The organism is Streptomyces sp. NPDC047028 (assembly GCF_040644095.1).
Classification (GTDB): domain Bacteria; phylum Actinomycetota; class Actinomycetes; order Streptomycetales; family Streptomycetaceae; genus Streptomyces.
In genome coordinates this window covers 46935-71216 of sequence record NZ_JBEYVS010000021.1, presented here as the reverse complement: position 1 = coordinate 71216, position 24282 = coordinate 46935, and the positions used below count along the sequence as shown (strand labels likewise).

Sequence of the window (24282 nt, the reverse complement as noted above, 5' to 3'; positions counted from 1 at the left end):
TCAGCAGCGCAGCTACTTCCGCCGCAACAACCGCGTCGCGCCCGCCGCAACCGTCGTCGCCAGAATCCACCCCAACAGCACCATCACCGCCGCCAGCCACTGCCACGCTCCCCGCAGCTGCCACTGCCCCGCCTGGCCCAGGTCGATCACCGGCAGCAGCAGGTCCAGCGCGAACAGCGCCGGGCTCCAGGCCGGATGGCCCCCGGAGTTGATCGGCGGATGGTCGGCGTGCGCGAACGCGAGTGTGCCCGCCGCCCACAGCACCGCCATCCACACCGCCGCCCGGCCCGGCCGGTATCCGTACGCCACCGTCCAGTCCTGGAGGTAGCCCCAGAACTTGCCGGCCAGCGGCAGCGTCTCGCGCCGCCGGCGCTGCCGGGCGAGCAGCACCTCGCGCGCGTCCTCGTCCTCCCCGGCGGCGCGCAGCACGGCCGCCAGCCGCTCGTACGGCTCCGGGTTGTACTCGGCGGTCGCCGCGGCCACCCAGTCCAGGCGCCGGTTCAGCGGGAACGGCCCGCGCGGCACCAGCGCCTCGTACGTGAAGCCGCCCATGTGCAGATTGCCGGGGCCCGGCCAGCTGCTCGCGCGGTCCACCAGGGTGACGATCCGCGCCCCGGACAGCAGCACCTTGCCGCGCTGCGGCCGGTCCCCGAGGAAGCGCAGCTCGGGCGTCTGCACCCGGCGCAGCGACAGGTCCTGGTCGTCGGTGAGGACGAACCGGGCCCGCTCCAGGTCCACGGCGTCGCCGAACCGCCCGTCGTCCAGCCGTACCCCGCCCCGGCACTCGAACCGCTGGACGCGCGTCCCGCGTGCCGGGGTCGTCCCGCTCAGCCGGGGGCTGCCGACGCCGGCCGGGGTCAGGTACAGCGTGCGTCCGACGGTCAGCTGCGGCGCGTTCAGCGCGAGACGGGCGTAGGGGTTGGCCAGTTTCGCCCCCCGCAGGCTCAGCGAGACACCGACCTTGGCGCTGCGCAGACTGAACTCGCCGTGCGACTCCAGCAGTTCGGCCTGCAGGTCCTGGCCGACGGTCATGCCGTCCGCCGCTATGGACCGGCCGCTGCGGTCCCGGTGCACGACCGCCTGGTTGAGCAGCAGATCGGTGCCGATGTGCGCGTCGGTGAGCCGTACCCCGTTCTGGAAGCGGCAGCGCGGCAGATGCAGGTCACCCTCGGTGTGCACCCGGGCGGCCTCCAGGCGGGGCACCGAGCAGTCCACCAGGCGGACGGTGGTGAACCGGGCCTCGGGCAGCAGAACCTGCTGGTCGAAGCGGCAGCCCCGCATCTCGACGTACGGCGTGACGGTGCCGCCCGCCAGCTCCAGCGAGCCGGTGATCCGCACGCCCACGAGCTTCAGCGAGGACACCCGGCCCGCGAGCGCCGGCGGCCCGTCCAGCAGCAGCCAGCACACCACGCGCGCCCGCACGGAGCGCTCGGGGCCCCAGGGCTGCCCGCCGTGCGGATCGTCCACCTCCGCGTCCCCGCTGCTCAGGTCGTACACGCTGCCACTGCGGAAGGCCTGCCACATGCCCGCCTCGACCGCGGTCAGGTCGTCCGGCAGGCCGTCGGGCAGGTCCCCGACGCGCAGGCCGGTTCCCTCGGTCACCGCTGTTTCCTTCACTTCCCTCGATGTCCCACGCCGTCCCTCGACGGTCGTACAGCCGTGATGCCCGGTGAGTGACGGCCGGAACACAAGAGGTGAACGGGGACTCCCGGGTTTTGGCCAGGCTCTGTACCAGGGATTGGGCCGTCCCGCGTCCACGCTCTGTATCAGCCATTGATACGCGCGGACGGGTCGCTACCCCGGTCTGAGAGAATTGAGCACGTGATCTCCCGAATCGATCTGCGCGGCGACGCCCTCCCCGAGGGCCCCGCCCTGCGCGACCTGCTGCCCCGAGCCGACTTCGACGTCGCGGCCGCCCTGGAGAAGGTGCGCCCGATCTGCGAGGCCGTGCATCATCGTGGCGACGCGGCGCTGATCGACTTCGCGGAGAAGTTCGACGGAGTCCGGCTGGAAACCGTCCGGGTCCCCGAGCAGGCCCTCAAGGACGCCCTGGAGCAGCTCGACCCGGCCGTGCGCGCGGCCCTGGAGGAGTCCATCCGGCGCGCCCGCATGGTCCACCGCGCGCAGCGCCGCGCCACGCACACCACCCAGGTCGTGCCGGGCGGCTCGGTCACCGAGAAGTGGGTGCCGGTCGACCGCGTCGGGCTGTACGCGCCGGGCGGCCGCTCGGTCTACCCGTCCTCCGTGATCATGAACGCGGTGCCGGCGCAGGAGGCGGGCGTCCCGTCCGTCGCGCTCGCCTCGCCCGCGCAGGCCGATTTCGGCGGGCTGCCGCACCCCACGATCCTCGCCGCGTGCGCCCTGCTCGGCGTCGACGAGGTCTACGCGGCCGGCGGCGCCACCGCCGTCGCGATGTTCGCGCACGGCACCGAGTCCTGCCCCCCGGCCACCATGGTCACCGGCCCCGGCAACATCTGGGTGGCCGCCGCCAAGCGATACTTCACCGGGAAGATCGGCATCGACGCCGAGGCCGGTCCGACCGAGATCGCGATCCTCGCCGATTCCACCGCCGACCCGGTGCACGTGGCCTCCGACCTGATCAGCCAGGCCGAGCACGACCCGCTGGCCGCGGCCGTGCTGGTCACCGACTCCCTCGCCCTGGCCGAGGCCGTGGAGCGGGAGCTCGAACCGCAGGTCGCGGCCACCAAGCACGTCGAGGACCGCATCCGGCCCGCCCTGGCCGGCCGGCAGTCCGCGATCGTGCTGGTCGACGGCATCGAGGAGGGCCTGAAGGTCGTCGACGCGTACGGTGCCGAGCACCTGGAGATCCAGACCGCCGACGCCGCCGCCGTGGCCGACCGCGTCCGCAACGCCGGCGCGATCTTCGTCGGCCCCTGGGCCCCCGTCTCGCTCGGCGACTACGCGGCCGGGTCCAACCACGTCCTGCCCACCGGCGGCTGCGCCTGCCACTCCTCGGGCCTGTCGGTGCAGTCCTTCCTGCGCGGCATCCACATCGTCGACTACACCGAGGACGCGCTGGCCGAGGTCGCGCACCACGTGGTCACGCTGGCGGAGGCGGAGGACCTGCCCGCGCACGGCGCGGCGATCAAGGCACGGTTCGGGTGGAAGGTACCGGCGAGCAAGTGAACGACGTGAGAATCGACGATCTCCCCGTACGGGACGAGCTGCGCGGCAAGTCCCCCTACGGAGCACCCCAGTTGGACGTGCCCGTCCGGCTGAACACGAACGAGAACCCCTACCCGCTGCCCGAAGCGCTCGTCGAGCGGATCACGGAGCGGGTCCGCGAGGCCGCCCGGAACCTGAACCGCTACCCGGACCGGGACGCGGTCGAGCTGCGCACCGAGCTGGCCCGGTACCTGACGAAGACCGGCGGGCACCCGCTCGGCACCGAGAACGTGTGGGCCGCCAACGGCTCCAACGAGGTCATCCAGCAACTGCTGCAGACCTTCGGCGGACCCGGCCGTACGGCGCTCGGCTTCGAGCCCTCGTACTCGATGCACGCGCTCATCGCGCGCGGCACCGGCACCGGCTGGATCTCCGGGCCCCGCGGCGAGGACTTCACGATCGACCTCGCCGCCGCCGAACGGGCGATCGCCGAGCACCGCCCGGACGTCCTCTTCCTCACCACCCCCAACAACCCCACCGGCAACGCGGTCCCGCCCGCCACGGTCCTCGCGCTGTACGAGGCCGCGCAGGCCGCGAAGCCGACGATGGTGATCCTCGACGAGGCCTACATCGAGTTCAGCCACGGCGACTCGTTGCTGCCGCTGCTCGAGGGCCGGCCGCGTCTCGTCGTCTCCCGCACCATGTCGAAGGCCTTCGGCGCGGCCGGCCTGCGCCTCGGGTACATGGCCGCCCACCCCGCCGTCGTGGATGCCGTCCAGCTCGTCCGGCTGCCGTACCACCTGTCCGCCGTCACCCAGGCGACGGCCCTGGCCGCGCTGGAGCACACCGACACGCTGCTCGGCTACGTCGAGCAGCTGAAGGCGGAGCGGGACCGGCTGGTCACCGAGCTGCGTGCCATCGGCTACGCCGTCACCGAGTCGGACGCCAACTTCGTGCAGTTCGGCCGGTTCGAGGACGCCCACTGGGCCTGGCAGAAGATCCTCGACCACGGCGTGCTGGTCCGGGACAACGGCGTACCCGGCTGGCTGCGGGTCTCCGCAGGCACCCCGGAGGAGAACGACGCGTTCCTGGACGCGGTCCGTGAGCTGATGAAGGAGTTGTACGCATGAACCGCGTTGGACGCGTGGAGCGCACCACCAAGGAGACCTCGGTCGTCGTCGAGATCAACCTCGACGGCACCGGGAAGACCGACATCGCCACCGGCGTCGGCTTCTACGACCACATGCTCGACCAGCTCGGCCGGCACGGTCTGTTCGACCTCACCGTGAAGACCGACGGCGACCTGCACATCGACTCCCACCACACCATCGAGGACACCGCCCTCGCGCTCGGCGCCGCCTTCAAGCAGGCCCTCGGCGACAAGGTGGGCATCTACCGCTTCGGCAACTGCACGGTCCCGCTGGACGAGTCCCTCGCCCAGGTCACCGTCGACCTGTCCGGCCGCCCCTACCTCGTGCACACCGAGCCCGAGAAGATGGCGCCGATGATCGGCGAGTACGACACGACGATGACCCGGCACATCCTGGAGTCCTTCGTCGCCCAGGCCCAGGTCGCGCTGCACGTGCACGTACCCTACGGACGCAACGCGCACCACATCGTGGAGTGCCAGTTCAAGGCGCTCGCGCGGGCGCTGCGCTACGCCAGCGAGCGCGACCCGCGCGCGGCCGGCATCCTCCCCTCCACGAAGGGCGCCCTGTAAACCCATGAACGGTCTCTCGACCCTCCTGATCGTCGTCGGCCTCTTCCTGCTCGGCGGCATCGTCTCCTTCGTCAAGCAGAAGATGCCCACCAGCCTGATCGTGCTGCTGTCGATCGGCGCGGCCATGTGCCTGGTCGCGGGCGTCATGCGGCTGGAGGTGTGGAGTTGAGCAGCCCCAAGCGGGTGGTCGTCTTCGACTACGGCTTCGGCAACGTCCGGTCCGCCGAACGTGCTCTCGCGCGGGCGGGCGCGGACGTCGAGATCACCCGCGACTTCGACACGGCGATGAACGCCGACGGCCTGCTGGTGCCGGGCGTCGGCGCGTTCGCCGCCTGCATGAAGGGTCTGCGCGCGGCCCGCGGCGACTGGGTCGTCGACCGCCGGCTGTCCGGCGGCCGGCCCGTCATGGGCATCTGCGTCGGCATGCAGATCCTGTTCGCCCGCGGTATCGAGCACGGCGTGGAGGCCGAGGGCCTGGACGAGTGGCCCGGCACGGTGGAGCCGCTCCAGGCCGACGTCGTCCCGCACATGGGCTGGAACACCGTCGACGCCCCGGCCGACTCCCGGCTGTTCGCCGGCCTGGACACCGACGCCCGCTACTACTTCGTGCACTCCTACGCCGTCCACGACTGGACCTTGGAGACGCACCACGCGGCGATGGCGGCGCCCAAGGTCACCTGGTCCACGCACGGCAAGCCGTTCGTGGCCGCCGTGGAGAACGGCGCCCTGTGGGCCACCCAGTTCCACCCCGAGAAGTCCGGCGACGCCGGAGCGCAGCTGCTGAACAACTGGATCGGAACCCTCTGATGGCTTCGAAGCTCGAACTCCTCCCCGCCGTCGACGTCCGCGACGGCCAGGCCGTCCGCCTCGTGCACGGCGAGTCCGGGACCGAGACGTCCTACGGCTCCCCGCTGGAGGCCGCCCTCGCCTGGCAGCGTTCCGGCGCCGAGTGGCTGCACCTGGTCGACCTGGACGCCGCGTTCGGCACCGGCGACAACCGCGAGCTGATCGCCGAGGTCGCGAAGGCCATGGACATCAAGGTGGAGCTGTCCGGCGGCATCCGCGACGACGCCTCCCTGGCCGCCGCGCTGGCCACCGGCTGCACCCGCGTCAACCTCGGCACCGCCGCGCTGGAGACCCCGGAGTGGGTCGCCAAGGTCATCGCCGAGCACGGCGACAAGATCGCCGTCGGCCTGGACGTCCGCGGCACCACGCTGCGCGGCCGCGGCTGGACCCGCGACGGCGGCGACCTCTACGAGACGCTGGAGCGCCTCAACAGCGAGGGCTGCGCGCGGTACGTCGTCACCGACATCGCGAAGGACGGCACCCTGCAGGGCCCCAACCTGGAGCTGCTGAAGAACGTCTGCGCGGCCACGGACCGCCCGGTCGTCGCCTCCGGAGGCGTCTCCTCCCTCGACGACCTGCGCGCGATCGCCTCTCTCGTGCCCCTCGGTGTGGAGGGCGCGATCGTCGGGAAGGCGCTGTACGCGAAGGCGTTCACCCTGGAAGAGGCCCTGGAGGCGGTAGCCAAGTGAGTGATCTGCGACGCGTGCCGGGCGGCGGCCCCTGGGAGGAGCAGTTCGGCTACTCCCGCGCGGTGGAGCTGCCGAACGGCCTGGTGCTGGTATCCGGCTGCACGTCCGTCGTGGACGGGCAGATCGCCGGGGGCGGCCCGTACGAGCAGACGGTGAACGCCTTCGGTGTCGCGTTCACGGCGCTGGAGCAGCTCGGACTCGGCCGCAAGGACGTCGTCCGCACCCGCATGTACATCACCCACGCGCGGGACGTCGACGACGTCGGCCGGGCCCACAAGGAGCTGTTCGACGCCGTCCGGCCGGCCGCGTCCATGCTCATCGTCTCCGGCTTCGTGGACCCCAGTCTGGTCGTCGAGGTCGAGGTGGAGGCGTTCCGGGGAGGGGCGGCATGACGCTGGCCGTACGAGTCATCCCCTGCCTGGACGTCGACAACGGCCGGGTCGTCAAGGGTGTCAACTTCCAGAACCTGCGCGACGCCGGCGACCCCGTCGAGATGGCCAAGGTGTACGACGCCGAGGGCGCCGACGAGCTGACGTTCCTGGACATCACCGCGTCCTCGGGCAACCGCGAGACGACGTACGACGTGGTGCGCCGCACCGCCGAGCAGGTGTTCATCCCGCTCACCGTCGGCGGCGGCGTCCGCACCGCCGACGACGTGGACAGGCTGCTGCGGGCGGGCGCGGACAAGGTGGGCGTCAACACGGCGGCCATCGCGCGCCCGGACCTCATCCGCGAGATCGCCGAACGCTTCGGCCGCCAGGTCCTGGTGCTGTCGGTCGACGCCCGCCGCACGGAGTCCGGCTCCTTCGAGGTCACGACCCACGGCGGCCGCAAGGGCACCGGCATCGACGCGGTCGAGTGGGCGCACCGGGCGGCCGACCTGGGCGCGGGGGAGATCCTGCTGAACTCCATGGACGCCGACGGCACGAAGGACGGCTACGACCTGGAGATGATCGCCGCCGTCCGCAAACACGTCACGGTCCCCGTGATCGCCTCCGGCGGCGCCGGCGCCCTCGCCCACTTCCCCCCGGCGATCGACGCGGGCGCCGACGCGGTCCTCGCCGCCTCGGTCTTCCACTTCGGCGACCTGCGCATCGGCGAGGTCAAGGAGTCGCTGCGGGGGGCGGGGCATCCCGTGCGGTAGTTCGAACCGTCATTCTTGGTAGTGAACTCGGTAGTGATTATGGTGGTAGTGCCTCTAGGGTGCTCATATGCCTGGAATCACGATCGAGTTCACCGAGGAAGAGCTGGCCGAACTGCGCGCCGAGGCCAAGGAGCAGGGCGTCGCGATCAAGCGGTTGGCGCACGACATCCTGACCGAGGACGTGGTGCGCCGGCGGCAGAAGCAGCGGTTCGTCGAGGGGGCCTCGAAGTACGCCCGCGAGATCATGGCCGACTTCGAAGAGCGTTTCCCGGTGGGCCTGCGGTGACGCTCTACGTCGACGCGGGCTGGGTCCTCTGCGTCCAAGTCGAGGTCTCGCCGCCGAACACCCCCATCCGGGACTGGGGCGCTCTGCACTGTATGGCTGAGAGGCACCGATACGAGCGCATTGCGGGCGAGCCGTACTACGAGGAGATCCCGACGCGAGCGGCCACATTTCTGCACACCGCTCTGAGACTCCGGCCGTTCACGGACTACAACGCCTCGATCGGTATCGGATGCATCCGCTCCTACATGGAGGCGTCCGGGACGCCTGTCGATCCACGGCCCGGTGACTGGGCAAAACTCGTCGCCGACATCCGCAGCGACGAGGCCGACCTGATGGAGACCGCGCGCCTGCTGCGCGCCTGGGCCGAATGAGCCGGTGACCGACTCCGCCCGGCACAGCCGCTTCTGCCCGCACCATCCCTCCGCGTCCGGCCTCTGGTCCGGCCCGCTGCGCCGCGCGGAACTCCCGCGCCGAGGCTCAGGCGGCCGGCGGCCCGGTCAGCTGGATCAGATTGCCGACGGAGTCGTCGAGGACGGCGGCCAGGACCGGGCCCTGCTGCTGCGGGGGATGCGTGAAGCGGACACCCAGGGCGCGCAGCCGGCGGTACTCTGCGCGGAGGTCGTCCACACAGAACACGATGCAGGGGATCCCGGCTTCGTACAGCGCCCGGCGGAACGGCTCCGCGATCGGCCCGTCGCCCGGCTCCAGCAGCAGCTGCAGATCCGGCTGGGCGCCCTCGCGGGCGCCTACCGTGACGAACAGGGCACCCCCGCCGAGGTCCCGGTGCAGACGGGTCTCGAAGCCGAGGACGTCCGTGTAGAAGGCCTGCGCCCGGGCCACGTCGTCGACGAACACGCCGGTCATCGCGACCTTGATCACGGCCGGGCCGCCCTTCTCAGATGCCCAGCTGCTTCGACTCGTGCAGCCGGGTGATCGCGTCCTTGTCGCCCTCCAGCTCCACGTCCGCCGCGCTCTGCCGCCCGTACGCGAACATCAGCAGTTCCGACGCCTCACCGGTCGCCGTGACCACCGGCGTACCCCGCCGGGCGACCGCCGTCTGCCCGTTCGTGCGGCGCAGCACCAGACCCGTCGGCAGACCCCGGCCCATCAGCCGGGCGGTGCGCTCCAGCCGGGACCACAGGGCCTCCTGGAACACGGGGTCCAGCTCGCGCGGGGACCAGTCCGGCTGGGCCCGGCGGACGTCCTCCGCGTGCACGTAGAACTCGACGGTGTTCGCCGCCTCGTCGACCTGCTTGAGCTGGAAGGGCGAGAACCGCGGCGGCCCCGTCCGGATCAGCTGGATCAGCTCCTCGTACGGCTTCGCGGCGTACTCCTCCATCACCCGGTCGAGGCGCGACGCGAGCTGCTTGATCAGCGCGCCCCCGGCCGCGTCCGGGCGCCGCTCGCGCACCACCACGTGCGCGGCCAGGTCACGGGTCCGCCAGCCCTCGCAGAGGGTCGGGGCCTCGGGCCCGGCGGTTTCCAAGAGGTCGGCGAGCAGGAGCCGTTCACGCTTGGCGAAGGTCGACATACCGTCAGCCTACGACCGACCACTCGTCCCGCACAGTGGACACGGCCGTCACTGTCAGTGGCAGGCGGCAGAATGGGCACCATGACCAGCCTGCCCCCGCCCAGCAGCCTCGCCCCCGAGATCGCCGCGCGCCTCAAGCGCGGTGCCGACGGGCTCGTCCCCGCCATCGCCCAGCAGTACGACACCGGTGAGGTGCTGATGCTCGGCTGGATGGACGACGAGGCGCTGCACCGCACGCTGACCACCGGCCGCTGCACCTACTGGTCCCGCAGCCGCCAGGAGTACTGGGTCAAGGGCGACACCTCCGGGCACGTCCAGTGGGTGAAGTCCGTCGCCCTGGACTGCGACGCGGACACGCTGCTGGTCAAGGTCGACCAGGTGGGCGCCGCCTGCCACACGGGCGACCGCACCTGCTTCGACGCCGACGTGCTGACCGGGGACACCGGGTCCGTCGCACCGGCCCGGAATCAGTAGGGTCTGCCGCCATGGACCTCGAGACGTTCCGCAAGCTCGCCGGCGACCGGCGGGTCATCCCGGTCACGCGCAAGCTCCTCGCCGACGGCGACACCCCGGTCGCGCTGTACCGCAAGCTCGCCGCCGAACGCCCCGGCACCTTCCTGCTGGAGTCCGCCGAGAACGGCCGCACCGCGTTCCAGTGGTCCCGGTACTCCTTCGTCGGCGTCCGCTCGGCCGCCACCCTCACCTCCCGCGACGGACAGGCCCACTGGCTCGGCACCCCGCCCGTCGGCGTCCCCACCGACGGCGACCCCCTCGCGGCCCTGCGCGCCACCGTCCAGGCCCTGCACACCCCCCACCAGGAGGGCCTGCCGCCCTTCACCGGCGGCATGGTCGGCTACCTGGGCTACGACATCGTCCGCCGCCTGGAGAAGATCGGCCCCGGCGACCGGGACGACCTGGGGCTGCCCGAGCTGACCATGCTCCTCACCAGCGACCTCGCCGTTCTGGACCACTGGGAGAACTCGGTCCTGCTGATCGCCAACGCGATCAACCACAACGACCTCGACACCGGCGTCGACGAGGCATACGCCGACGCCGTGGCCCGCCTCGACGCCATGGAGGCCGACCTCGGCCGCCCGGTCGCCCAGCCCCCCGCCCTGCTGCCGCCCTCCGAGCTGCCCGAGTACACGGCCCGCTGGGGCGGCCCCGACTTCCAGGCCGCCGTCGAGGACATCAAGGAGCGCATCCGGGCCGGCGAGGCCTTCCAGGTCGTCCCCTCCCAGCGCTTCGAGACGCCGTGCACCGCGAGCGCCCTCGACGTCTACCGCGTCCTCAGGGCCACCAACCCCTCGCCGTACATGTACCTGTTCCGCTTCGACGGCTTCGACGTCGTCGGCTCCTCGCCCGAGGCCCTCGTCAAGGTCGAGGACGGGCGCGCGATGGTGCACCCCATCGCCGGCACCCGGCACCGCGGCGCCACCCCGCAGGAGGACCAGGCCCTCGCCGAGGAACTCCTCGCCGACCCCAAGGAACGCGCCGAGCACCTCATGCTCGTCGACCTCGGCCGCAACGACCTGGGCCGGGTCTGCGAACCGGGCTCGGTGGAGGTCGTCGACTTCATGTCCGTCGAGCGGTACTCGCACGTGATGCACATCGTCTCCACCGTCACCGGCCGCGTCGCCGAGGGCCGTACGGCGTTCGACGTGCTCACCGCCTGCTTCCCCGCGGGCACGCTCTCCGGCGCCCCCAAGCCGCGCGCGATGCAGATCATCGACGAACTGGAGCCGTCCCGGCGCGGACTGTACGGCGGCTGCGTCGGCTACCTGGACTTCGCGGGCGACTCCGACACCGCCATCGCCATCCGTACGGCCCTGCTTCGGGACGGCACGGCCCACGTGCAGGCGGGCGCCGGCATCGTCGCCGACTCCGACCCGGTCGCGGAGGACACCGAGTGCCGCAACAAGGCGGCGGCCGTCCTCCGCGCGGTCCACACGGCCAACCGGCTCGGGTCCGAGCGACGCCAGGAGCCGCGTTGACATGCCCCGGGTGACCGTTCGCCCGGGGGTCAGGCGATAGTGGAGTACGTGACTGCCGTACCTCACCCCCGTTCCGAAGCCGCCGCACCCGACCGGTCCGGCCGCCGGAGCCTCGCCCTCGCCCTGCTGTGCGGGGCCCTCGGCGCAGCCGTGGCCCTGCTCGCGACCCGGCAGCGCTGGGCGGAGGGCACCGCCTCGGTGGCCGGCGGCGCCTTCCCGCTGACCGCCAAGGGCAGCGACGTCACGGGCGTCCCCGCCGCCCTCGCCATCGTGGGCCTGGCCGCGCTCGTCGCCGTGTTCGCCGTCCGCCGGGCCGGCCGCCTCGTCGTCTCCGGGGTGCTCGCCCTGTCCGGCGTCGGCATCGTCGTCGCCGCGCTGCTCGGCGCCTCCGACAGCTCCGCGCTGGACGAGAAGGCCGCCCGGGCCAGCGGCGACACGTCCGCCACGGTCGCCACGCTCAGCCATACGGGCTGGCCCTGGGTCGCCGTCGCCGGCGGCGCCCTGATCCTGCTCGCCGGGCTGCTCGCCCTGCGCTACGGCCGCCGCTGGCCCGCCATGTCCGGCCGCTACGAGCGCGGCACCGACCGCCCCCGCCGCCGGCCCCGGCCCGCCGACCCCGAGCGCCCCGAGGAGATCTGGAAGGCCCTGGACCGGGGCGAGGACCCCACCGGCACCTGAGCCGGTACCGCCCGGCCCAGGCGGCCGACCCGGCACCCCGCGGGAGCGCCCTCGCCGCGGTGTGGCGAACCAGACGCGAGCTGGAGGCCACCCCCGCTCACGGCACGCGCGGGCGTACGGGACAATGGACGACGAGCGTCCGGCTTCGGACAGTGCGGACGGGCTCGGAAACGCTACGACACGTACAAGCAACGAGGAGCAAGTCATGGCGGACAGCAGCCACGGTCACACCCCGGCCGCCTGGACCGGCGTCATCATCGCCTTCATAGGTTTCTGCGTCTCGGGCGCGTTCATGGTGATGGACCAGCCGGTCGGCTTCTGGGCGGGCATGGTCCTCGTGATCGGCGGCGCTGTCGTGGGCGGCATCATGCGCCTCATGGGCCTGGGCCAGCAGAAGCGCCCCCACACCGGCCGGCGCACCACGCCCGCCGCGACGCGCGAGCCGGCCGGCGCCGAGAGCTGAGCGCGAGACGCCTCCCGAGGGGCGGTCCGGCATCCCACGAGGGATGCGGGCCGCCCCTCGCGCGCGTCCCGGGCACGGGCGGGGCAGAATGCCTGCGTGACCGCCGACAGCCGTACCCCCGCGCGCATGGCTCCACAGACCGCCGTACCCCCGGCGCCGTACGCCGCCCCGCAGCCGGTCCCGTACGCCGTCCCCCGTCCGGGCCCGTACGCCGACCGGCCGTACGCAGGCCCGCCCCAGGGCCCGCCCGGCTCCCTGTGGAGCCGGCTCGCCGTGCCGGCCGGGCTGCTCGCGGCCGTCGCCGGGGCGTTCGCGTACGTCGGCTCCGTCGACCCGAACCACCCCGGGCACTACCCGGTCTGCCCGCTGTACGCGTTCACCGGGCTGTACTGCCCCGGCTGCGGCGGTCTGCGCAGCGCGCACGCGTTCATCCACGGGGACTTCCTCGCCGCCTTGCGGGACAACGTGTTCGGCGTGGCCGCCTACCTCGGGTTCGCGGTGCTGTGGGTCGTCTGGGTGGCGCGCGCGGTCCGCGGGCGGCCGATGCGGCTGCAGCTCGGTACCCGGCAGATGTGGGCCGTCGGGGCGGTGCTGATCGTCTTCTCGGTGGTCCGGAACCTGCCGTTCGGCGGCTGGCTGCATCCTTGACGCGGCGGTGAACGTCCAGGTACTGGGACCGCCGTCCACCGGATGCGGGGCCTTTGCCGACCTCCGGATACCATCGCAGTGACCACGGGTTTTCACACCTTGAAGGAACAACCGTCTGAAAGGGGGCCGCTCGCGTGAGTGTGCTCGACGAGATCCTCGACGGAGTCCGTGCCGACCTCGCGGAGCGGCAGGCGCGCGTCAGCCTCGACGAGCTCAAGGAGCGTGCCGCCAACGCCCGGCCCGCCAAGGACGGGGTCGCCGCGCTGAAGGGCGACGGCGTCAAGGTCATCTGCGAGGTCAAGCGCTCCAGCCCCTCCAAGGGCGCGCTCGCCGCGATCGCCGACCCCGCCGCGCTCGCCGGGGACTACGAGGCGGGCGGCGCCGCCGTCATCTCCGTGCTCACCGAGCAGCGCCGCTTCGGCGGCTCGCTGGCCGACCTGGAGGCCGTCCGCGCGCGCGTGGACATCCCGGTCCTGCGCAAGGACTTCGTCGTCACCTCGTACCAGCTGTGGGAGGCCCGCGCGTACGGCGCCGACCTCGTGCTGCTGATCGTCGCGGCGCTGGAGCAGCCGGCCCTGGAGTCGCTGATCGAGCGGGCCGGGTCCATCGGGCTGACCCCGCTGGTCGAGGTGCACGACGAGGACGAGGTCGAGCGCGCCGTGGACGCGGGCGCCCGGGTGATCGGGGTCAACGCGCGGAACCTGAAGACGCTGGAGGTCGACCGCGGGACGTTCGAGCGGGTCGCCCCGGAGATCCCGGACCACCTGGTGCGGGTCGCCGAGTCGGGGGTGCGGGGACCACACGACCTCATCGCGTACGCCAACGCGGGCGCCGACGCCGTACTGGTGGGCGAGTCCCTCGTCACCGGGCGCGATCCCAAGGCCGCCGTGTCCGACCTGGTCGCCGCCGGTGAGCATCCCGCGCTGCGGCACGGGCGCGGCTGAGCGTTCGGTAGGCTGTCGCCGATGAAGCTTCCGGTCACCTCCCTGGCGCCGCGGGACCCGTATGCCCGCCTCGCCCGGGGCTGCCGGCCCCGCGGCTGCCGGGCTCCCGCACGGCGGGTGCACGGGCGCCGGGTGCGGTATGTGATCGGCGACGAGCCGGGCCAGGTGAACGGGATGCGATGGCGTACGGCCGCGTGCGCGCCCCTCGTGGGGCTCCGCCCCTCGAACCCCCCGGCCTCGCCCACCCACCACCCGACTCGGTCGGCTGAGAGGGCACCGGCCCGGGTTTCCGCCCCGGTCGGCTGAAAGGGCAGCGGCCGGGCACCGCCGCGCACGCGTACCCGCAGTCCATGTTCCGTACGCCCCTGCGAGGTATCCGTATGTCCAGTGAGTTCTTCATCCCCGACCCGGAGGGTCAGGTCCCCACGCCCGAGGGCTACTTCGGCGCGTTCGGCGGCAAGTTCATCCCGGAGGCCCTCGTCGCCGCCGTGGACGAGGTCGCCGTCGAGTACGACAAGGCCAAGTCCGACCCCGAGTTCGCCCGTGAGCTGAACGAGCTGATGGTCGACTACACCGGCCGTCCCAGCGCGCTGACCGAAGTGCCGCGGTTCGCCGGGCACGCCGGCGGCGCCCGGATCTTCCTGAAGCGGGAAGACCTCAACCACACCGGCTCCCACAAGATCAACAACGTCCTCGGCCAGGCCCTGCTCACCAAGCGCATGGGCAAGACCCGGGTCATCGCCGAGACCGGCGCCGGCCAGCACGGCGTGGCGACGGCAACCGCCTGCGCGCTGTTCGGCCTCGACTGCACCATCTACATGGGCGAGATCGACACCGAGCGGCAGGCCCTCAACGTCGCCCGCATGCGCATGCTCGGCGCCGAGGTCGTCGCCGTGAAGTCCGGCAGCCGCACCCTCAAGGACGCCATCAACGAGGCGTTCCGCGACTGGGTCGCCAACGTGGACCACACGCACTACCTGTTCGGCACGGTCGCGGGCCCCCACCCCTTCCCGGCGATGGTCCGCGACTTCCACCGCGTCATCGGCGTCGAGGCGCGCCGGCAGATCCTGGAGCGCGCGGGCCGCCTCCCCGACGCCGCCGTCGCCTGCGTCGGCGGCGGCTCCAACGCCATCGGCCTCTTCCACGCCTTCATCCCCGACGCGGGCGTACGCCTCATCGGCTGCGAACCCGCCGGTCACGGCATCGAGACCGGCGAGCACGCCGCCACCCTCTCGGCCGGCGAGCCCGGCATCCTGCACGGCTCGCGGTCGTACGTCCTCCAGGACGACGAGGGCCAGATCACCGAGCCGTACTCGATCTCGGCCGGCCTGGACTACCCGGGCATCGGCCCGGAGCACTCCTACCTCAAGGACAGCGGCCGCGGCGAGTACCGCGCGGTCACCGACGACGCGGCCATGCAGGCCCTGCGCCTGCTGTCACGCACCGAGGGCATCATCCCGGCCATCGAGAGCGCCCACGCCCTCGCCGGCGCCCTGGAGGTCGGCCGGGAACTGGGACCGGACGGGCTGATCGTCGTCAACCTGTCCGGCCGCGGCGACAAGGACATGGACACAGCCGCCCGGTACTTCGGCCTCTACGACACCGACGCCGAGGTCGCGGCCGACGCGGCCGACACCGCAGAGATCGAGGGGGACGCCAAGTGAGCGGGAACATTCAACTCCTGACCGACACCCTCGCCGCCGCCAAGGCCGAGGGCCGGGCCGCGCTCATCGCCTACCTGCCCGCCGGGTTCCCGACGGTGGACGGCGGCATCGAGGCCGTCAAGGCGGCCTTCGACGGCGGCGCCGACGTCGTCGAGGTGGGCCTGCCGCACAGCGACCCGGTCCTGGACGGCCCGGTCATCCAGACTGCCGACGACATCGCGCTGCGCGGCGGCGTCAGGATCGCGGACGTCATGCGCACCGTCCGGGAGGCCCACGAGGCCACCGGCAAGCCGGTCCTGATCATGACGTACTGGAACCCCATCGACCGCTACGGCGTCGAGCGCTTCACCGCCGAACTCGCCGAGGCCGGCGGCGCCGGCTGCATCCTGCCCGACCTGCCGGTCCAGGAGTCCGCGCTGTGGCGGGAGCACGCCGACAAGCACGGCCTCGCGACCGTGTTCGTCGTCGCCCCCAGCAGCAAGGACCAGCGGCTCGCGCAGATCACCGCGGCCGGCAGCGGCTTCGTCTACGCGGCCTCCCTCATGGGCGTCACCGGCACCCGCGAGTCCGTCGGCGCGCAGGCCCAGGACCTGGTGGAACGCACCCGGGCCACCGGCACCGACGTGCCGGTCTGCGTCGGTCTCGGCGTCTCCAACGCCGCCCAGGCCGCCGAGGTGGCCGGCTTCGCCGACGGCGTGATCGTCGGCTCGGCGTTCGTGAAGCGCATGCTGGACGCCCCCGGCCACGCGGCCGGCCTCGACGCCGTCCGCGCGCTCGCCGGGGACCTGGCGAAGGGCGTGCGCGGACAGGGGTGACGGATATTCGGTCACTCGAACGGGTGGACCTTGGACCGGGGAGGCGCGCTGCGCCTCCCCGGTTCGTTCTGGGGGTGTGAGCGAGAAGAACCGTGACGGAAAGCGCACCGCCCGGGAGCGGCTGGCGGTCGAGCGCGAGAAGCAGAAGTCCGCGGAGAAGCGGCGGCGCACGCTGATCGTGGGCGCGAGCGTGGTCTGCGTCCTCGGCCTCGCGGCGGTGATCGGCGTGGTCGCCGCGAACGCCGGCAAGGACAAGGGCAGCAGCGCCGGACCGGTCGTCGCACCCTCCGGCGCGCAGGGCAAGGACAGCCTCGCGATCCCCGTCGGCAAGGACAGCGCCAAGTCCACGCTCACGGTCTGGGAGGACTTCCGCTGCCCGGCCTGCAAGGCCTTCGAGACGGCGTACCGGCCGACGCTGCACGAGCTGGCGGACTCCGGCAAGCTCAGGATCGAGTACCACCTGGTCCGGCTGATCGACGGCAACACCAACGGCAAGGGCTCCCTGCACGCGGCGAACGCGGCGGCCTGCGCCCAGGACGCCGGAAAGTTCCGCGACTACCACGACGTGCTGTACGAGAACCAGCCCGAGGAGAGCGATGACGCCTTCGCGGACGACGCCAAGCTGATCCAGCTGGCCGGCAAGGTGCCCGGCCTGGACACGCCCACGTTCCGGGCCTGCGTCAAGGACGGCAGGCACAACGCCTGGGTGAACAAGTCGCACCAGGCGTTCGAGGCCGGCAAGTTCGGCGGCACGCCCACGGTGCTGCTCGGCGACAAGAACATCTACCAGGACCAGACGATGACCCCGGCCAAGCTGAAGCAGATGGTGGAGGCGGCCGACCAGGGGTGAGGGAAATCCAGAGGATTCTCATGTCCCTGTTATGGAGCCGTAGCCGGGCTGGTTGTCGTCGCCCCCGCCCGGCACGGTAGCGTCGACCTTGCCATGGAACTTGCCTACATTCCCAGCCCGTCGCACGGGGTGCTGTACCTCGGCCCCATTCCGCTGCGCGGGTACGCCTTCTGCATCATCATCGGCGTCTTCCTCGCCGTCTGGCTCGGCAACAAGCGCTGGGTCGCCCGCGGCGGCCGGGCCGGCACGGTCGCCGACATCGCGGTCTGGGCCGTCCCCTTCGGCCTGGTCGGCGGCCGGCTGTACCACGTGATCACGGACTACGAGCTGTACTTCAGCCCCGGCCGTGACTGGGTGGACGCCTTCAAGGTCTGGCAGGGCGGCCTCGGCATCTGGGGCGCGATCGCGCTCGGCGCGCTCGGCGCGTGGATCGGGGCGCGGCGCCGGGGCATTCCGATGCCCGCGTACGCCGACGCCGTGGCGCCCGGCATCGCCTTCGCGCAGGCCTGCGGCCGCTGGGGCAACTGGTTCAACCAGGAGCTGTACGGGCGCGAGACGCACGTTCCGTGGGCGCTGCACATCACGTCCTCCGAGGGCGGCCGGGTGCCGGGCTACTACCACCCGACCTTCCTGTACGAGTCCCTGTGGTGCATCGGCGTCGGCTTCCTGGTCATCTGGGCCGACCGCCGCTTCAAGCTGGGCCACGGGCGGGCCTTCGCCCTGTACGTCGCGTCCTACTGTGTCGGCCGGGGCTGGATCGAGTACATGCGCGTCGACGACGCCCACCACATCCTCGGCCTCCGCCTGAACGACTGGACCGCGATGATCGTGTTCCTGCTCGCGGTGACGTACATCGTGGTGTCCTCGAAGCTGAGGCCGGGCCGGGAGGCCGTGGTCGAGCCGGGTGCCTCCGGCGGTTCGGCCGAGGGGGCGGATGTCGCCGGCGGTGAGTCCGAGGGTGACTCCGTCGGAAAGGCCGGTGAGGAGCCCGAGTCCGAGTCTGGCTCCGAACCCGAGTCGGAGTCCGATTCGGCAGAGGCCAAGGACGAGGCCGCTTCGGCGCCGAAGAAGAGCTGAGCGCTACTGCTTGCACGACGCTGAGGGCGCCCCGGGTCATCCGGGGCGCCCTCAGCGTTCGCGAGGGGGTGCCGCCGGGTCCGGCACCGCAGGTCCACGCCGCCGTGGCGTGATGAAGGTGGGCGGGGTCGAGGGGGAGGCGGGCGGGGCCGGCCCGGGGGAGAGGGCGCAGGGCGTGGGTCGGCGTGGCGGCTGGGCGGCGCGGTGGGGGAAGCCGGCCGCTCATGATCTGGTGGCCAGGGAGAGGGTGCGGTGGGCTGTGGCCACTACTGCCGCGTCGATGAAGCGGCCGTCGGGGAGGGCTTGGGCGCCCTCGGTTGTCGTCGCCGCCTTGATGATCTCTTCCGCCTGTTCGATCTCGGCAGGGCCGGGGAGGTAGGCCCGGCGGATCACCGGCAGTTGGCGGGGGTGGATCGCCGCCCGGCCCAGGAAGCCGAGGGCGCGGCCGTGGGCGCAGCCGGCGGCGAGGCCGTCGAGGTCGCGGATGTCGGGGTGGACCGACTGGGACGGCGGGGCCAGGCCCGCCGCGCGGGCGGCGACGACCACGCGGGAGCGCGGCCAGTCCAGGCCCGCGTCACCCCGGACGCCCAGGTCGGCCCGCAGGTCGGCCTCGCCGAGCGCGATGCCCCGCACGGCCGGATGGGCGGTGGCGATCGCGTACGCCCGTTCGACGCCGAGGGCCGTCTCCAGCAGCGCGTACAGCGGGAGCGGGGTGGCCACGGCGACCCGCAGCACCTCCTCCGGGGACGTCACCTTCGGCAGCCGTAGCCCGGACACGCCCCGCAGGGACGTCAGGGTGGCCAGTTCCGCCTCGGCCCACGGTGTGCCCAGGGCGTTGAGCCGGACGTGGACCGGGACCTGCTGGGCCTCGCCGAGCAGCTCGGCGGTGGCGGCGCGGGCGTACTCCTTGCGGTCGGGGGCGACAGCGTCCTCCAGGTCGATCACCACCACGTCCGCGCCCGCCGCCAGCGCCTTGGCCACGACGTGCGGGCGGTCGCCGGGGGCGTAGAGCCAGGTCAGCGGGAACGGGGTCACAGGGCGCCCTCCTCGCGCAGGGCGCACAGGTCCGCCGGGGTCAGGCCCAGCTCGCCGAGCACGGCGTCGGTGTCGGCACCGTGCGGCCGGCCGGCCCAGCGGATCGTGCCGGGTGTCGACGACAGCCGGAACAGGACGTTCTGCATGCGCAGCGGGCCCAGCTCGGGGTCGTCGACGGTGGTGACCGTGTGCAGCGCCTGGTACTGCGGGTCGGTCATGACCTCGCGGACGTCCTGGACGGGCGCCACCGCCGCCTCCGCCTTCTCGAACGCCGCCAGCACCTCGGTGCGGGGCCGGGCGGAGACCCACGCGCCGACCGCCTCGTCCAGGACGTCGGCGTGCGCGGCCCGTTCGGCCCCGGTGGCGAACCACGGCTCGTCGATCAGCTCGGGACGCCCCACCAGTCGTAGCACCCGTTCCGCCACCGACTGCGCGGAGGTGGACACGGCGACCCAGTGACCGTCGGCCGTGCGGTAGGTGTTGCGCGGGGCGTTGTTCGCGGACCGGTTGCCGGTGCGTTCCTGGACGTAGCCGAGCTGGTCGTACCAGGTCGGCTGCGGTCCCAGCACGGCGAGGATCGGCTCGATGATCGCCATGTCCACGACCTGTCCCTCGCCGGTGCGCTCCCGGGCGGCCAGCGCGGTCAGCACCGCGTACGCCGTCGCCAGGCCCGCGACGGAGTCGGCGAGACCGAACGGCGGAAGCGTGGGCGGGGCGTCCGGCTCGCCGGTCACCGCCGCGAAGCCGCTCATCGCCTCGGCGAGGGTCCCGAAACCGGGCCGGTGTGCGTAGGGGCCGAACTGGCCGAAGGCCGTGACCCGGGTCAGGACCAGCCGCGGGTTGGCCGCGGACAGCACCTCCCAGCCCAGGTCCCACTTCTCCAGCGTGCCGGGGCGGAAGTTCTCGACGATCACGTCTGCGGTGGCGGCGAGGCGCAGCAGGGTGGCACGGCCGCCCCGCTTCGACAGGTCGAGGGTGATCGCGCGCTTGTTGCGGCCCAGCACCTTCCACCACAGGCCGACACCGTCCTTCGCCGGCCCGTGCCCGCGGGACGGATCCGGCCGCCCCGGATGCTCGACCTTGATCACCTCGGCGCCGAAGTCACCGAGCAGGGTGGCGGCCATCGGCCCGGCGAACAGGGTCGCCAGGTCCAGGACGCGCAGGCCGTCGAGGGGGAGGGGAGCGGATGTGGTCGCGCTCATGCGGTGTACTGCGCCTCGATCTCGGGGCGGTACGGCATCGACGCCGACGCGCCTTCCCGCTGCACGGAGAGAGCCGCCGCGGCCGCCGCCCAGGTCAGCGCCTCCCGCACCGGCTTCTCCTCGGCGAGGGCGACGGCGAGCGCGCCGGCGAAGGTGTCGCCCGCGCCCGTCGAGTCGACGGCGGTCACCTGCCGCGCGGGCACCACCAGCGGCTCCGTTCCCCGGGCCAGGTACAGGCTGCCGGCCTCGCCCAGGGTGACCACCACCTCCGGTACGAGGTCGAGCAGGGCGGCGGCCGCGGCGCGCGGGTCGGTGAGTCCGGTGAGGGTGACCGCCTCGTACTGGTTGGGCACCAACAGATCGGTCACCGCGAGCAGTTCGGGTGGCAGCGGCTGGGTGGGGGCCGGGGTGAGGACCGTACGGACCCCGTGCCGGTGGGCCGCCTGGGCCCCGGCGACGACGGCGGCGAGCGGGATCTCCAGTTGCAGCAGCAGTGCGTCGGCGGACGCGAGGACACCCTCGTCGCCGGGGGAGAGGTGGTCGACCGTGCCGTTCGCGCCGGGGATGACGACGATGGAGTTGCCACCCTCGTCGTCCACCACGATGTGCGCGGTGCCGGACGGGCCCTCGACCGTGCGCAGGAAGTCCGTGTCCACGCCGGAGTGTTCGAGAGTGGCGCGCAGCCGCACGCCGAACGCGTCGTTGCCGACCGCGCCGATCATCGAGACGGTGGCACCGGCGCGGGCGGCGGCGATCGCCTGGTTGGCGCCCTTGCCGCCGGGGACCGTGCGGAACTCCCGTCCCGTCACGGTCTCGCCGCGCTGCGGGGCCTTGGCGACATAGGTGACCAGGTCCATGTTCGTGCTGCCGAGGACGGCGATGTGGGTCATGTGCGGGTCGCCTCCAGGTGGGTGAGGTGGGCGAGGGTGTCGAAGCCGGTGCCGTCGAAGTCGGCGACGGTGGTGGCGAGACGGTTCTTCAGCGGGGTCCGCCAGCGGTCGGGGAGCGCGGTTGGAGTGCCCGCGAGGAGGCCGGCGATACTGCCGGCGGTCGCTCCGTTGGAGTCCGTGTCCCAGCCGCCGGACACCGCACGGCAGATGGAGCCGGTGAAGTCGCCGTTCGCGTGGGTGAGGGCGGCGGTGATCAGGGCGGTGTTGGGGAGGGCGTGCACCCAGTGGTGGGTGCGCGCGTAGGTGGCGTGGAGTGCGTCCACGACGTCGTCGAAGTCGGCCTGACGCTCGGCGAGTCCTACGGCGTGGTCGATCGCCCGCGCCAGCCGGGAGCGGGGCGGGACCACCGCGCGGCCCGCACGGAGGCAGGCGTGGACGTCGTGGGTGCCGGCGGCGGCCGTGGCGATGGTGGCCGCGATGAACATGGCCGCGTAGACGCCGTTGGCGGTGTGGGTGAGGGTGGCGTCCCGGTGCGCCTGCTCGGCGGCGGCCGCCGGGTCGCCCGGGTTCGTCCAGCCGTGCAGGTCGGCGCGGATGAGGGCGCCGATCCACTCCCGGAAGGGGTTGTGGTGGCGGGCGGTGTGCGGGGGTTCGACACCGCTGAGGAGGTTGCGCAGGGCCAGGCGTTCGGCGGTGAAGGTACGGCCGGGCGGGAGTTCGTCGAGCCACAGCGTGGCCACGTCGGTGGTGGTGAACGTCCTTCCGTGGCGCTGGAGGAGGAGAAGGTTGACGAGGGGGTAGTTGAGGTCGTCGTCCTCGGGCATGCCGTCGATGTTCTCGGCGAGGGAGGTGGGGGCCGAGCGGCGGTTCCAGGGGTGGGCGGTGAGGAGTTCGGCGGGGACGCCCCTTGCGGTGAAGTAGGTGGCCAGGGGCCAGTTGCCGGTGGCCTGTGCGAGGGTGCGGATGGCGTGGAGGGGGAGTTTCTCTACCGGTTTGCCGAGGAGGCAGCCGATGGCTCGGCCCAGCCAGGCGGCTTCCAGGGCGGGTTCCGGGGCGGCCGGGGCGGGGGTTGGGCGGGGTGCCGGTTCACTTGCCCGCGCTGGCGGGGTGCCTCCCCCACTCTCGGCTTCGCTCGAGCGGGGGGACCCCCACCGCCCACCCGTGCCGCCCGTTGCGGCACGCCTGCCCGCGGCTGCGGCGGCGGGCCAGTGCGGGCAGGCAGCCCTGATGGTGGGGAGGTCGGTGGGTTCGGATTCCGCCAGTGTGCTGGGGAGGTCGGCCAGTTCGTCCAGGAGGTCTTCCGCGAGTTGGCGGAGGTAGCGGGAGGCCCGGGTGGGGGAGGCGCCCGCTGCGGGTGGGGCGTCGGTGCCGCCTGCCGCTCGCCAGCGCGCCTCGATCCGGGACGGTTCGCGGCCGTCCAGGCGGGCCTGGTTCAGTTCGTGGCCGAGGAGGTCCTCCGGCTGGACCCAGGTCAGTCGGAGCATCTCGGGTCCCCGAGCCGGGCGAACGCCTCCTCGTGGGCGCGGCGCCGTCGTACGTCCCGTGCGAAGATCTCGGCCGTGACCTCGGTCAGGACCCGCGCCGGTTCCCACAGGTCCAGGCGGCTCGCCTCGGCCACCGGCTTCGACCACTCCTCGGGGACGGGCGAGCCCAGGGCTCCCGCGAGGGCACCGGCCATGGTGGCGATGGAGTCGCAGTCGCGACCGTAGTTGACGGCGCCGAGCACCGCGTGCCGGAAGTCGCCGCCGGAGACCAGCAACAGGCCCAGCGCGACGGGGAGTTCCTCGATGGAGTGGAGGCGGGAGGGGCGGCGGGCGCCGAGGGAGGGGGCGCGGTAGTCCGCGCCGACCGTGTCGTAGGGGGTCACCGCCTCGCGCAGCGGGACGAGCGCCGACTCGAAGTCGCCGTGCCGCGCGGCCACTTCGCAGGCCCTCTCGATCGCTGTGCGCGTCCCGTCCTTCGCGAGGGAGAGCGCGGCGGTCACGACCGAGTCCGGGGTCGCGCCGGGTGCCGTGGCCGCCGCGACCGCCGCCGCGAGGACACCGGCCGCCTCCCGGCCGTACGACGACTGGTGCGCGCCGGCGACGTCCAGCGCCTCGGCGTACGCGGCGGGCGGGTTGGCCGCGTTGACCAGGCCGACCGGGGCCATGTACATCGCCGCGCCGCAGTTGACGATGTTGCCGACGCCCGCTTCCCGGGGGTCCACATGCCCGTAGTGCAGCCGGGCCACCAGCCACTTCTCGGCGAGGAAGACGCGGTGCAGGGGGAGCGCCTCGGCCTCCAGTTCGGGGATCCAGCGCGGGTCGGTCATCAGGTCCGGGACGAGATGGTCGGCCACGGCGTAGGCGTCGAGGTGGTCGCGGACGCGGGCGTAGACCCGTACCAGCGCGTGGGTCATCAAGGTGTCGTCGGTGACGTGGCCGTCGCCCTTGTGGTACGGCGCGAGAGGGCGGGCGGTGCGCCAGTCCGCGCCGTGCCAGGGGCCGACGATTCCGTACACCCGGCCCCCGTGGCGTTCGAGGATCTGGTCCGGGGAGTAGCCCTCCACGGGGCCGCCGAGCGCGTCGCCGACGGCGGCTCCGACCAGGGCACCGGTGATCCGTTCGTCGAGCGTGCTCGACGGCAGCGAACCACCGCCACCGGGTCCGCTGTTTTCATCTCTTTTAGGCGTCATGCCCGG

At 72.8% G+C, this 24282-nt stretch carries 29 protein-coding genes; 21 read left to right on the top strand and 8 right to left on the bottom strand.

Going from position 1 to position 24282, the window contains the following annotated elements:
- Positions 1-12 precede the first annotated feature (12 nt).
- Positions 13-1602 (bottom strand): oxidoreductase, encoded by a 1590-nt coding sequence (locus ABZ854_RS20045; RefSeq protein WP_361212414.1) that lies wholly within the window; start codon positions 1600-1602, stop codon positions 13-15.
- Positions 1603-1821: 219 nt separating this feature from the next.
- Here ABZ854_RS20045 and hisD point away from each other — a divergent pair, with 219 nt between their 5' ends.
- The 10 genes from hisD to ABZ854_RS19995 all read left to right on the top strand — a co-directional run bounded on the left by hisD (position 1822) and on the right by ABZ854_RS19995 (position 8182).
- Positions 1822-3147 carry a histidinol dehydrogenase gene (gene hisD, locus ABZ854_RS20040; RefSeq protein WP_361212411.1) on the top strand — a complete coding sequence of 442 codons (1326 nt, stop codon included), beginning with the start codon at positions 1822-1824 and terminating at the stop codon, positions 3145-3147.
- Entirely contained in the window at positions 3144-4256 is a 1113-nt protein-coding gene (locus tag ABZ854_RS20035; RefSeq protein WP_361212408.1) for a histidinol-phosphate transaminase, read from the top strand. The genes hisD and ABZ854_RS20035 overlap by 4 nt, the downstream gene beginning before the upstream one ends.
- Positions 4253-4846: an imidazoleglycerol-phosphate dehydratase HisB gene (gene hisB / locus ABZ854_RS20030; protein WP_129309654.1), complete on the top strand. Its 594-nt coding sequence runs from the start codon at positions 4253-4255 to the stop codon at positions 4844-4846. Before ABZ854_RS20035 ends, hisB begins: the two co-directional genes overlap by 4 nt.
- A gap of 4 nt (positions 4847-4850) precedes the next feature.
- Positions 4851-5015, top strand: coding sequence for a hypothetical protein (locus ABZ854_RS20025; protein WP_361212405.1), 165 nt, complete (start codon positions 4851-4853; stop codon positions 5013-5015).
- Positions 5006-5653 carry an imidazole glycerol phosphate synthase subunit HisH gene (gene hisH / locus ABZ854_RS20020; protein ID WP_361212402.1) on the top strand — a complete coding sequence of 216 codons (648 nt, stop codon included), beginning with the start codon at positions 5006-5008 and terminating at the stop codon, positions 5651-5653. The genes ABZ854_RS20025 and hisH overlap by 10 nt, the downstream gene beginning before the upstream one ends.
- Positions 5653-6381, top strand: a complete 729-nt coding sequence (priA, locus tag ABZ854_RS20015; RefSeq protein ID WP_361212399.1) for a bifunctional 1-(5-phosphoribosyl)-5-((5-phosphoribosylamino)methylideneamino)imidazole-4-carboxamide isomerase/phosphoribosylanthranilate isomerase PriA — start codon at positions 5653-5655, stop codon at positions 6379-6381. Before hisH ends, priA begins: the two co-directional genes overlap by 1 nt.
- Positions 6378-6773 (top strand): RidA family protein, encoded by a 396-nt coding sequence (locus ABZ854_RS20010; RefSeq protein ID WP_361212396.1) that lies wholly within the window; start codon positions 6378-6380, stop codon positions 6771-6773. The genes priA and ABZ854_RS20010 overlap by 4 nt, the downstream gene beginning before the upstream one ends.
- Positions 6770-7525, top strand: coding sequence for an imidazole glycerol phosphate synthase subunit HisF (gene hisF / locus ABZ854_RS20005; RefSeq protein WP_361212393.1), 756 nt, complete (start codon positions 6770-6772; stop codon positions 7523-7525). The genes ABZ854_RS20010 and hisF overlap by 4 nt, the downstream gene beginning before the upstream one ends.
- Before the next feature lie 67 nt (positions 7526-7592).
- Positions 7593-7811, top strand: coding sequence for a hypothetical protein (locus tag ABZ854_RS20000; RefSeq protein WP_125491024.1), 219 nt, complete (start codon positions 7593-7595; stop codon positions 7809-7811).
- Entirely contained in the window at positions 7808-8182 is a 375-nt protein-coding gene (locus ABZ854_RS19995; protein ID WP_361212390.1) for a hypothetical protein, read from the top strand. Before ABZ854_RS20000 ends, ABZ854_RS19995 begins: the two co-directional genes overlap by 4 nt.
- Positions 8183-8288: 106 nt before the next feature.
- Here ABZ854_RS19995 and ABZ854_RS19990 read toward each other — a convergent pair whose 3' ends face one another.
- Both ABZ854_RS19990 and ABZ854_RS19985 read right to left on the bottom strand, forming a co-directional pair.
- Positions 8289-8690 (bottom strand): VOC family protein, encoded by a 402-nt coding sequence (locus ABZ854_RS19990; protein ID WP_361212387.1) that lies wholly within the window; start codon positions 8688-8690, stop codon positions 8289-8291.
- Between the two features lie 16 nt (positions 8691-8706).
- Positions 8707-9342 carry a TIGR03085 family metal-binding protein gene (locus tag ABZ854_RS19985; protein WP_361212384.1) on the bottom strand — a complete coding sequence of 212 codons (636 nt, stop codon included), beginning with the start codon at positions 9340-9342 and terminating at the stop codon, positions 8707-8709.
- Positions 9343-9423: 81 nt separating this feature from the next.
- On the opposite strand from ABZ854_RS19985, the gene hisI reads away from it, so the two are divergent.
- The 11 genes from hisI (at position 9424) to lgt (ending at position 18475) form a co-directional block, all read left to right on the top strand.
- Entirely contained in the window at positions 9424-9816 is a 393-nt protein-coding gene (gene hisI, locus ABZ854_RS19980; RefSeq protein WP_361212381.1) for a phosphoribosyl-AMP cyclohydrolase, read from the top strand.
- Positions 9817-9827: 11 nt separating this feature from the next.
- Complete coding sequence (locus tag ABZ854_RS19975; RefSeq protein WP_361212378.1) at positions 9828-11336, top strand: anthranilate synthase component I; 1509 nt, start codon at positions 9828-9830, stop codon at positions 11334-11336.
- 39 nt (positions 11337-11375) lie between these two features.
- On the top strand, positions 11376-12014 hold the full coding sequence (locus ABZ854_RS19970) for a TIGR02234 family membrane protein (RefSeq protein WP_361212375.1): 639 nt from the start codon (positions 11376-11378) through the stop codon (positions 12012-12014).
- 205 nt (positions 12015-12219) lie between these two features.
- Positions 12220-12477, top strand: a complete 258-nt coding sequence (locus ABZ854_RS19965; RefSeq protein WP_361212372.1) for an HGxxPAAW family protein — start codon at positions 12220-12222, stop codon at positions 12475-12477.
- A 96-nt stretch (positions 12478-12573) separates the two neighbouring features.
- Entirely contained in the window at positions 12574-13125 is a 552-nt protein-coding gene (locus ABZ854_RS19960) for a DUF2752 domain-containing protein (RefSeq protein ID WP_361212369.1), read from the top strand.
- A gap of 134 nt (positions 13126-13259) precedes the next feature.
- A complete protein-coding gene (gene trpC, locus ABZ854_RS19955; RefSeq protein WP_361212366.1) occupies positions 13260-14069 on the top strand; it encodes an indole-3-glycerol phosphate synthase TrpC in 810 nt (269 codons plus the stop codon).
- Positions 14070-14090: 21 nt separating this feature from the next.
- Positions 14091-14375, top strand: a complete 285-nt coding sequence (locus tag ABZ854_RS19950; protein ID WP_361212363.1) for a hypothetical protein — start codon at positions 14091-14093, stop codon at positions 14373-14375.
- 74 nt (positions 14376-14449) lie between these two features.
- Complete coding sequence (gene trpB, locus ABZ854_RS19945) at positions 14450-15733, top strand: tryptophan synthase subunit beta (RefSeq protein ID WP_361212361.1); 1284 nt, start codon at positions 14450-14452, stop codon at positions 15731-15733.
- Entirely contained in the window at positions 15730-16548 is an 819-nt protein-coding gene (trpA, locus tag ABZ854_RS19940; RefSeq protein WP_361212359.1) for a tryptophan synthase subunit alpha, read from the top strand. Before trpB ends, trpA begins: the two co-directional genes overlap by 4 nt.
- Positions 16549-16624: 76 nt before the next feature.
- Positions 16625-17398: a thioredoxin domain-containing protein gene (locus tag ABZ854_RS19935; protein WP_361212356.1), complete on the top strand. Its 774-nt coding sequence runs from the start codon at positions 16625-16627 to the stop codon at positions 17396-17398.
- A 93-nt stretch (positions 17399-17491) separates the two neighbouring features.
- Complete coding sequence (lgt, locus tag ABZ854_RS19930) at positions 17492-18475, top strand: prolipoprotein diacylglyceryl transferase (protein ID WP_361212353.1); 984 nt, start codon at positions 17492-17494, stop codon at positions 18473-18475.
- A 222-nt stretch (positions 18476-18697) separates the two neighbouring features.
- On the opposite strand, the gene ABZ854_RS19925 is transcribed toward lgt, so the two are convergent.
- From ABZ854_RS19925 to ABZ854_RS19905, 5 genes are read right to left on the bottom strand one after another with little or no spacing between them, the layout of a single operon-like run.
- On the bottom strand, positions 18698-19510 hold the full coding sequence (locus ABZ854_RS19925; RefSeq protein ID WP_361212350.1) for a CoA ester lyase: 813 nt from the start codon (positions 19508-19510) through the stop codon (positions 18698-18700).
- Complete coding sequence (locus ABZ854_RS19920; protein ID WP_361212347.1) at positions 19507-20712, bottom strand: CoA transferase; 1206 nt, start codon at positions 20710-20712, stop codon at positions 19507-19509. The genes ABZ854_RS19925 and ABZ854_RS19920 overlap by 4 nt, the downstream gene beginning before the upstream one ends.
- Positions 20709-21602: a ribokinase gene (rbsK, locus tag ABZ854_RS19915; protein WP_361212345.1), complete on the bottom strand. Its 894-nt coding sequence runs from the start codon at positions 21600-21602 to the stop codon at positions 20709-20711. The genes ABZ854_RS19920 and rbsK overlap by 4 nt, the downstream gene beginning before the upstream one ends.
- On the bottom strand, positions 21599-23086 hold the full coding sequence (locus tag ABZ854_RS19910; protein WP_361212342.1) for an ADP-ribosylglycohydrolase family protein: 1488 nt from the start codon (positions 23084-23086) through the stop codon (positions 21599-21601). Before ABZ854_RS19910 ends, rbsK begins: the two co-directional genes overlap by 4 nt.
- On the bottom strand, positions 23074-24276 hold the full coding sequence (locus ABZ854_RS19905) for an ADP-ribosylglycohydrolase family protein (protein WP_361212339.1): 1203 nt from the start codon (positions 24274-24276) through the stop codon (positions 23074-23076). The genes ABZ854_RS19910 and ABZ854_RS19905 overlap by 13 nt, the downstream gene beginning before the upstream one ends.
- Positions 24277-24282: the final 6 nt, after the last annotated feature.

Bases quoted from the DNA above. Each gene is read 5' to 3' on its own strand.
- hisB (WP_129309654.1), top strand. From the start codon at position 4,253: ATGAACCGCGTTGGACGCGTGGAGCGCACCACCAAGGAGACCTCGGTC.
- ABZ854_RS20025 (WP_361212405.1), top strand. From the start codon at position 4,851: ATGAACGGTCTCTCGACCCTCCTGATCGTCGTCGGCCTCTTCCTGCTC.
- priA (WP_361212399.1), top strand. From the start codon at position 5,653: ATGGCTTCGAAGCTCGAACTCCTCCCCGCCGTCGACGTCCGCGACGGC.
- hisF (WP_361212393.1), top strand. From the start codon at position 6,770: ATGACGCTGGCCGTACGAGTCATCCCCTGCCTGGACGTCGACAACGGC.
- ABZ854_RS20000 (WP_125491024.1), top strand. From the start codon at position 7,593: ATGCCTGGAATCACGATCGAGTTCACCGAGGAAGAGCTGGCCGAACTG.
- ABZ854_RS19985 (WP_361212384.1), bottom strand. From the start codon at position 9,342: ATGTCGACCTTCGCCAAGCGTGAACGGCTCCTGCTCGCCGACCTCTTG.
- hisI (WP_361212381.1), top strand. From the start codon at position 9,424: ATGACCAGCCTGCCCCCGCCCAGCAGCCTCGCCCCCGAGATCGCCGCG.
- ABZ854_RS19975 (WP_361212378.1), top strand. From the start codon at position 9,828: ATGGACCTCGAGACGTTCCGCAAGCTCGCCGGCGACCGGCGGGTCATC.
- ABZ854_RS19965 (WP_361212372.1), top strand. From the start codon at position 12,220: ATGGCGGACAGCAGCCACGGTCACACCCCGGCCGCCTGGACCGGCGTC.
- ABZ854_RS19950 (WP_361212363.1), top strand. From the start codon at position 14,091: ATGAAGCTTCCGGTCACCTCCCTGGCGCCGCGGGACCCGTATGCCCGC.
- trpB (WP_361212361.1), top strand. From the start codon at position 14,450: ATGTCCAGTGAGTTCTTCATCCCCGACCCGGAGGGTCAGGTCCCCACG.
- lgt (WP_361212353.1), top strand. From the start codon at position 17,492: ATGGAACTTGCCTACATTCCCAGCCCGTCGCACGGGGTGCTGTACCTC.
- ABZ854_RS19920 (WP_361212347.1), bottom strand. From the start codon at position 20,712: ATGAGCGCGACCACATCCGCTCCCCTCCCCCTCGACGGCCTGCGCGTC.
- rbsK (WP_361212345.1), bottom strand. From the start codon at position 21,602: ATGACCCACATCGCCGTCCTCGGCAGCACGAACATGGACCTGGTCACC.
- ABZ854_RS19910 (WP_361212342.1), bottom strand. From the start codon at position 23,086: ATGCTCCGACTGACCTGGGTCCAGCCGGAGGACCTCCTCGGCCACGAA.
- ABZ854_RS19905 (WP_361212339.1), bottom strand. From the start codon at position 24,276: ATGACGCCTAAAAGAGATGAAAACAGCGGACCCGGTGGCGGTGGTTCG.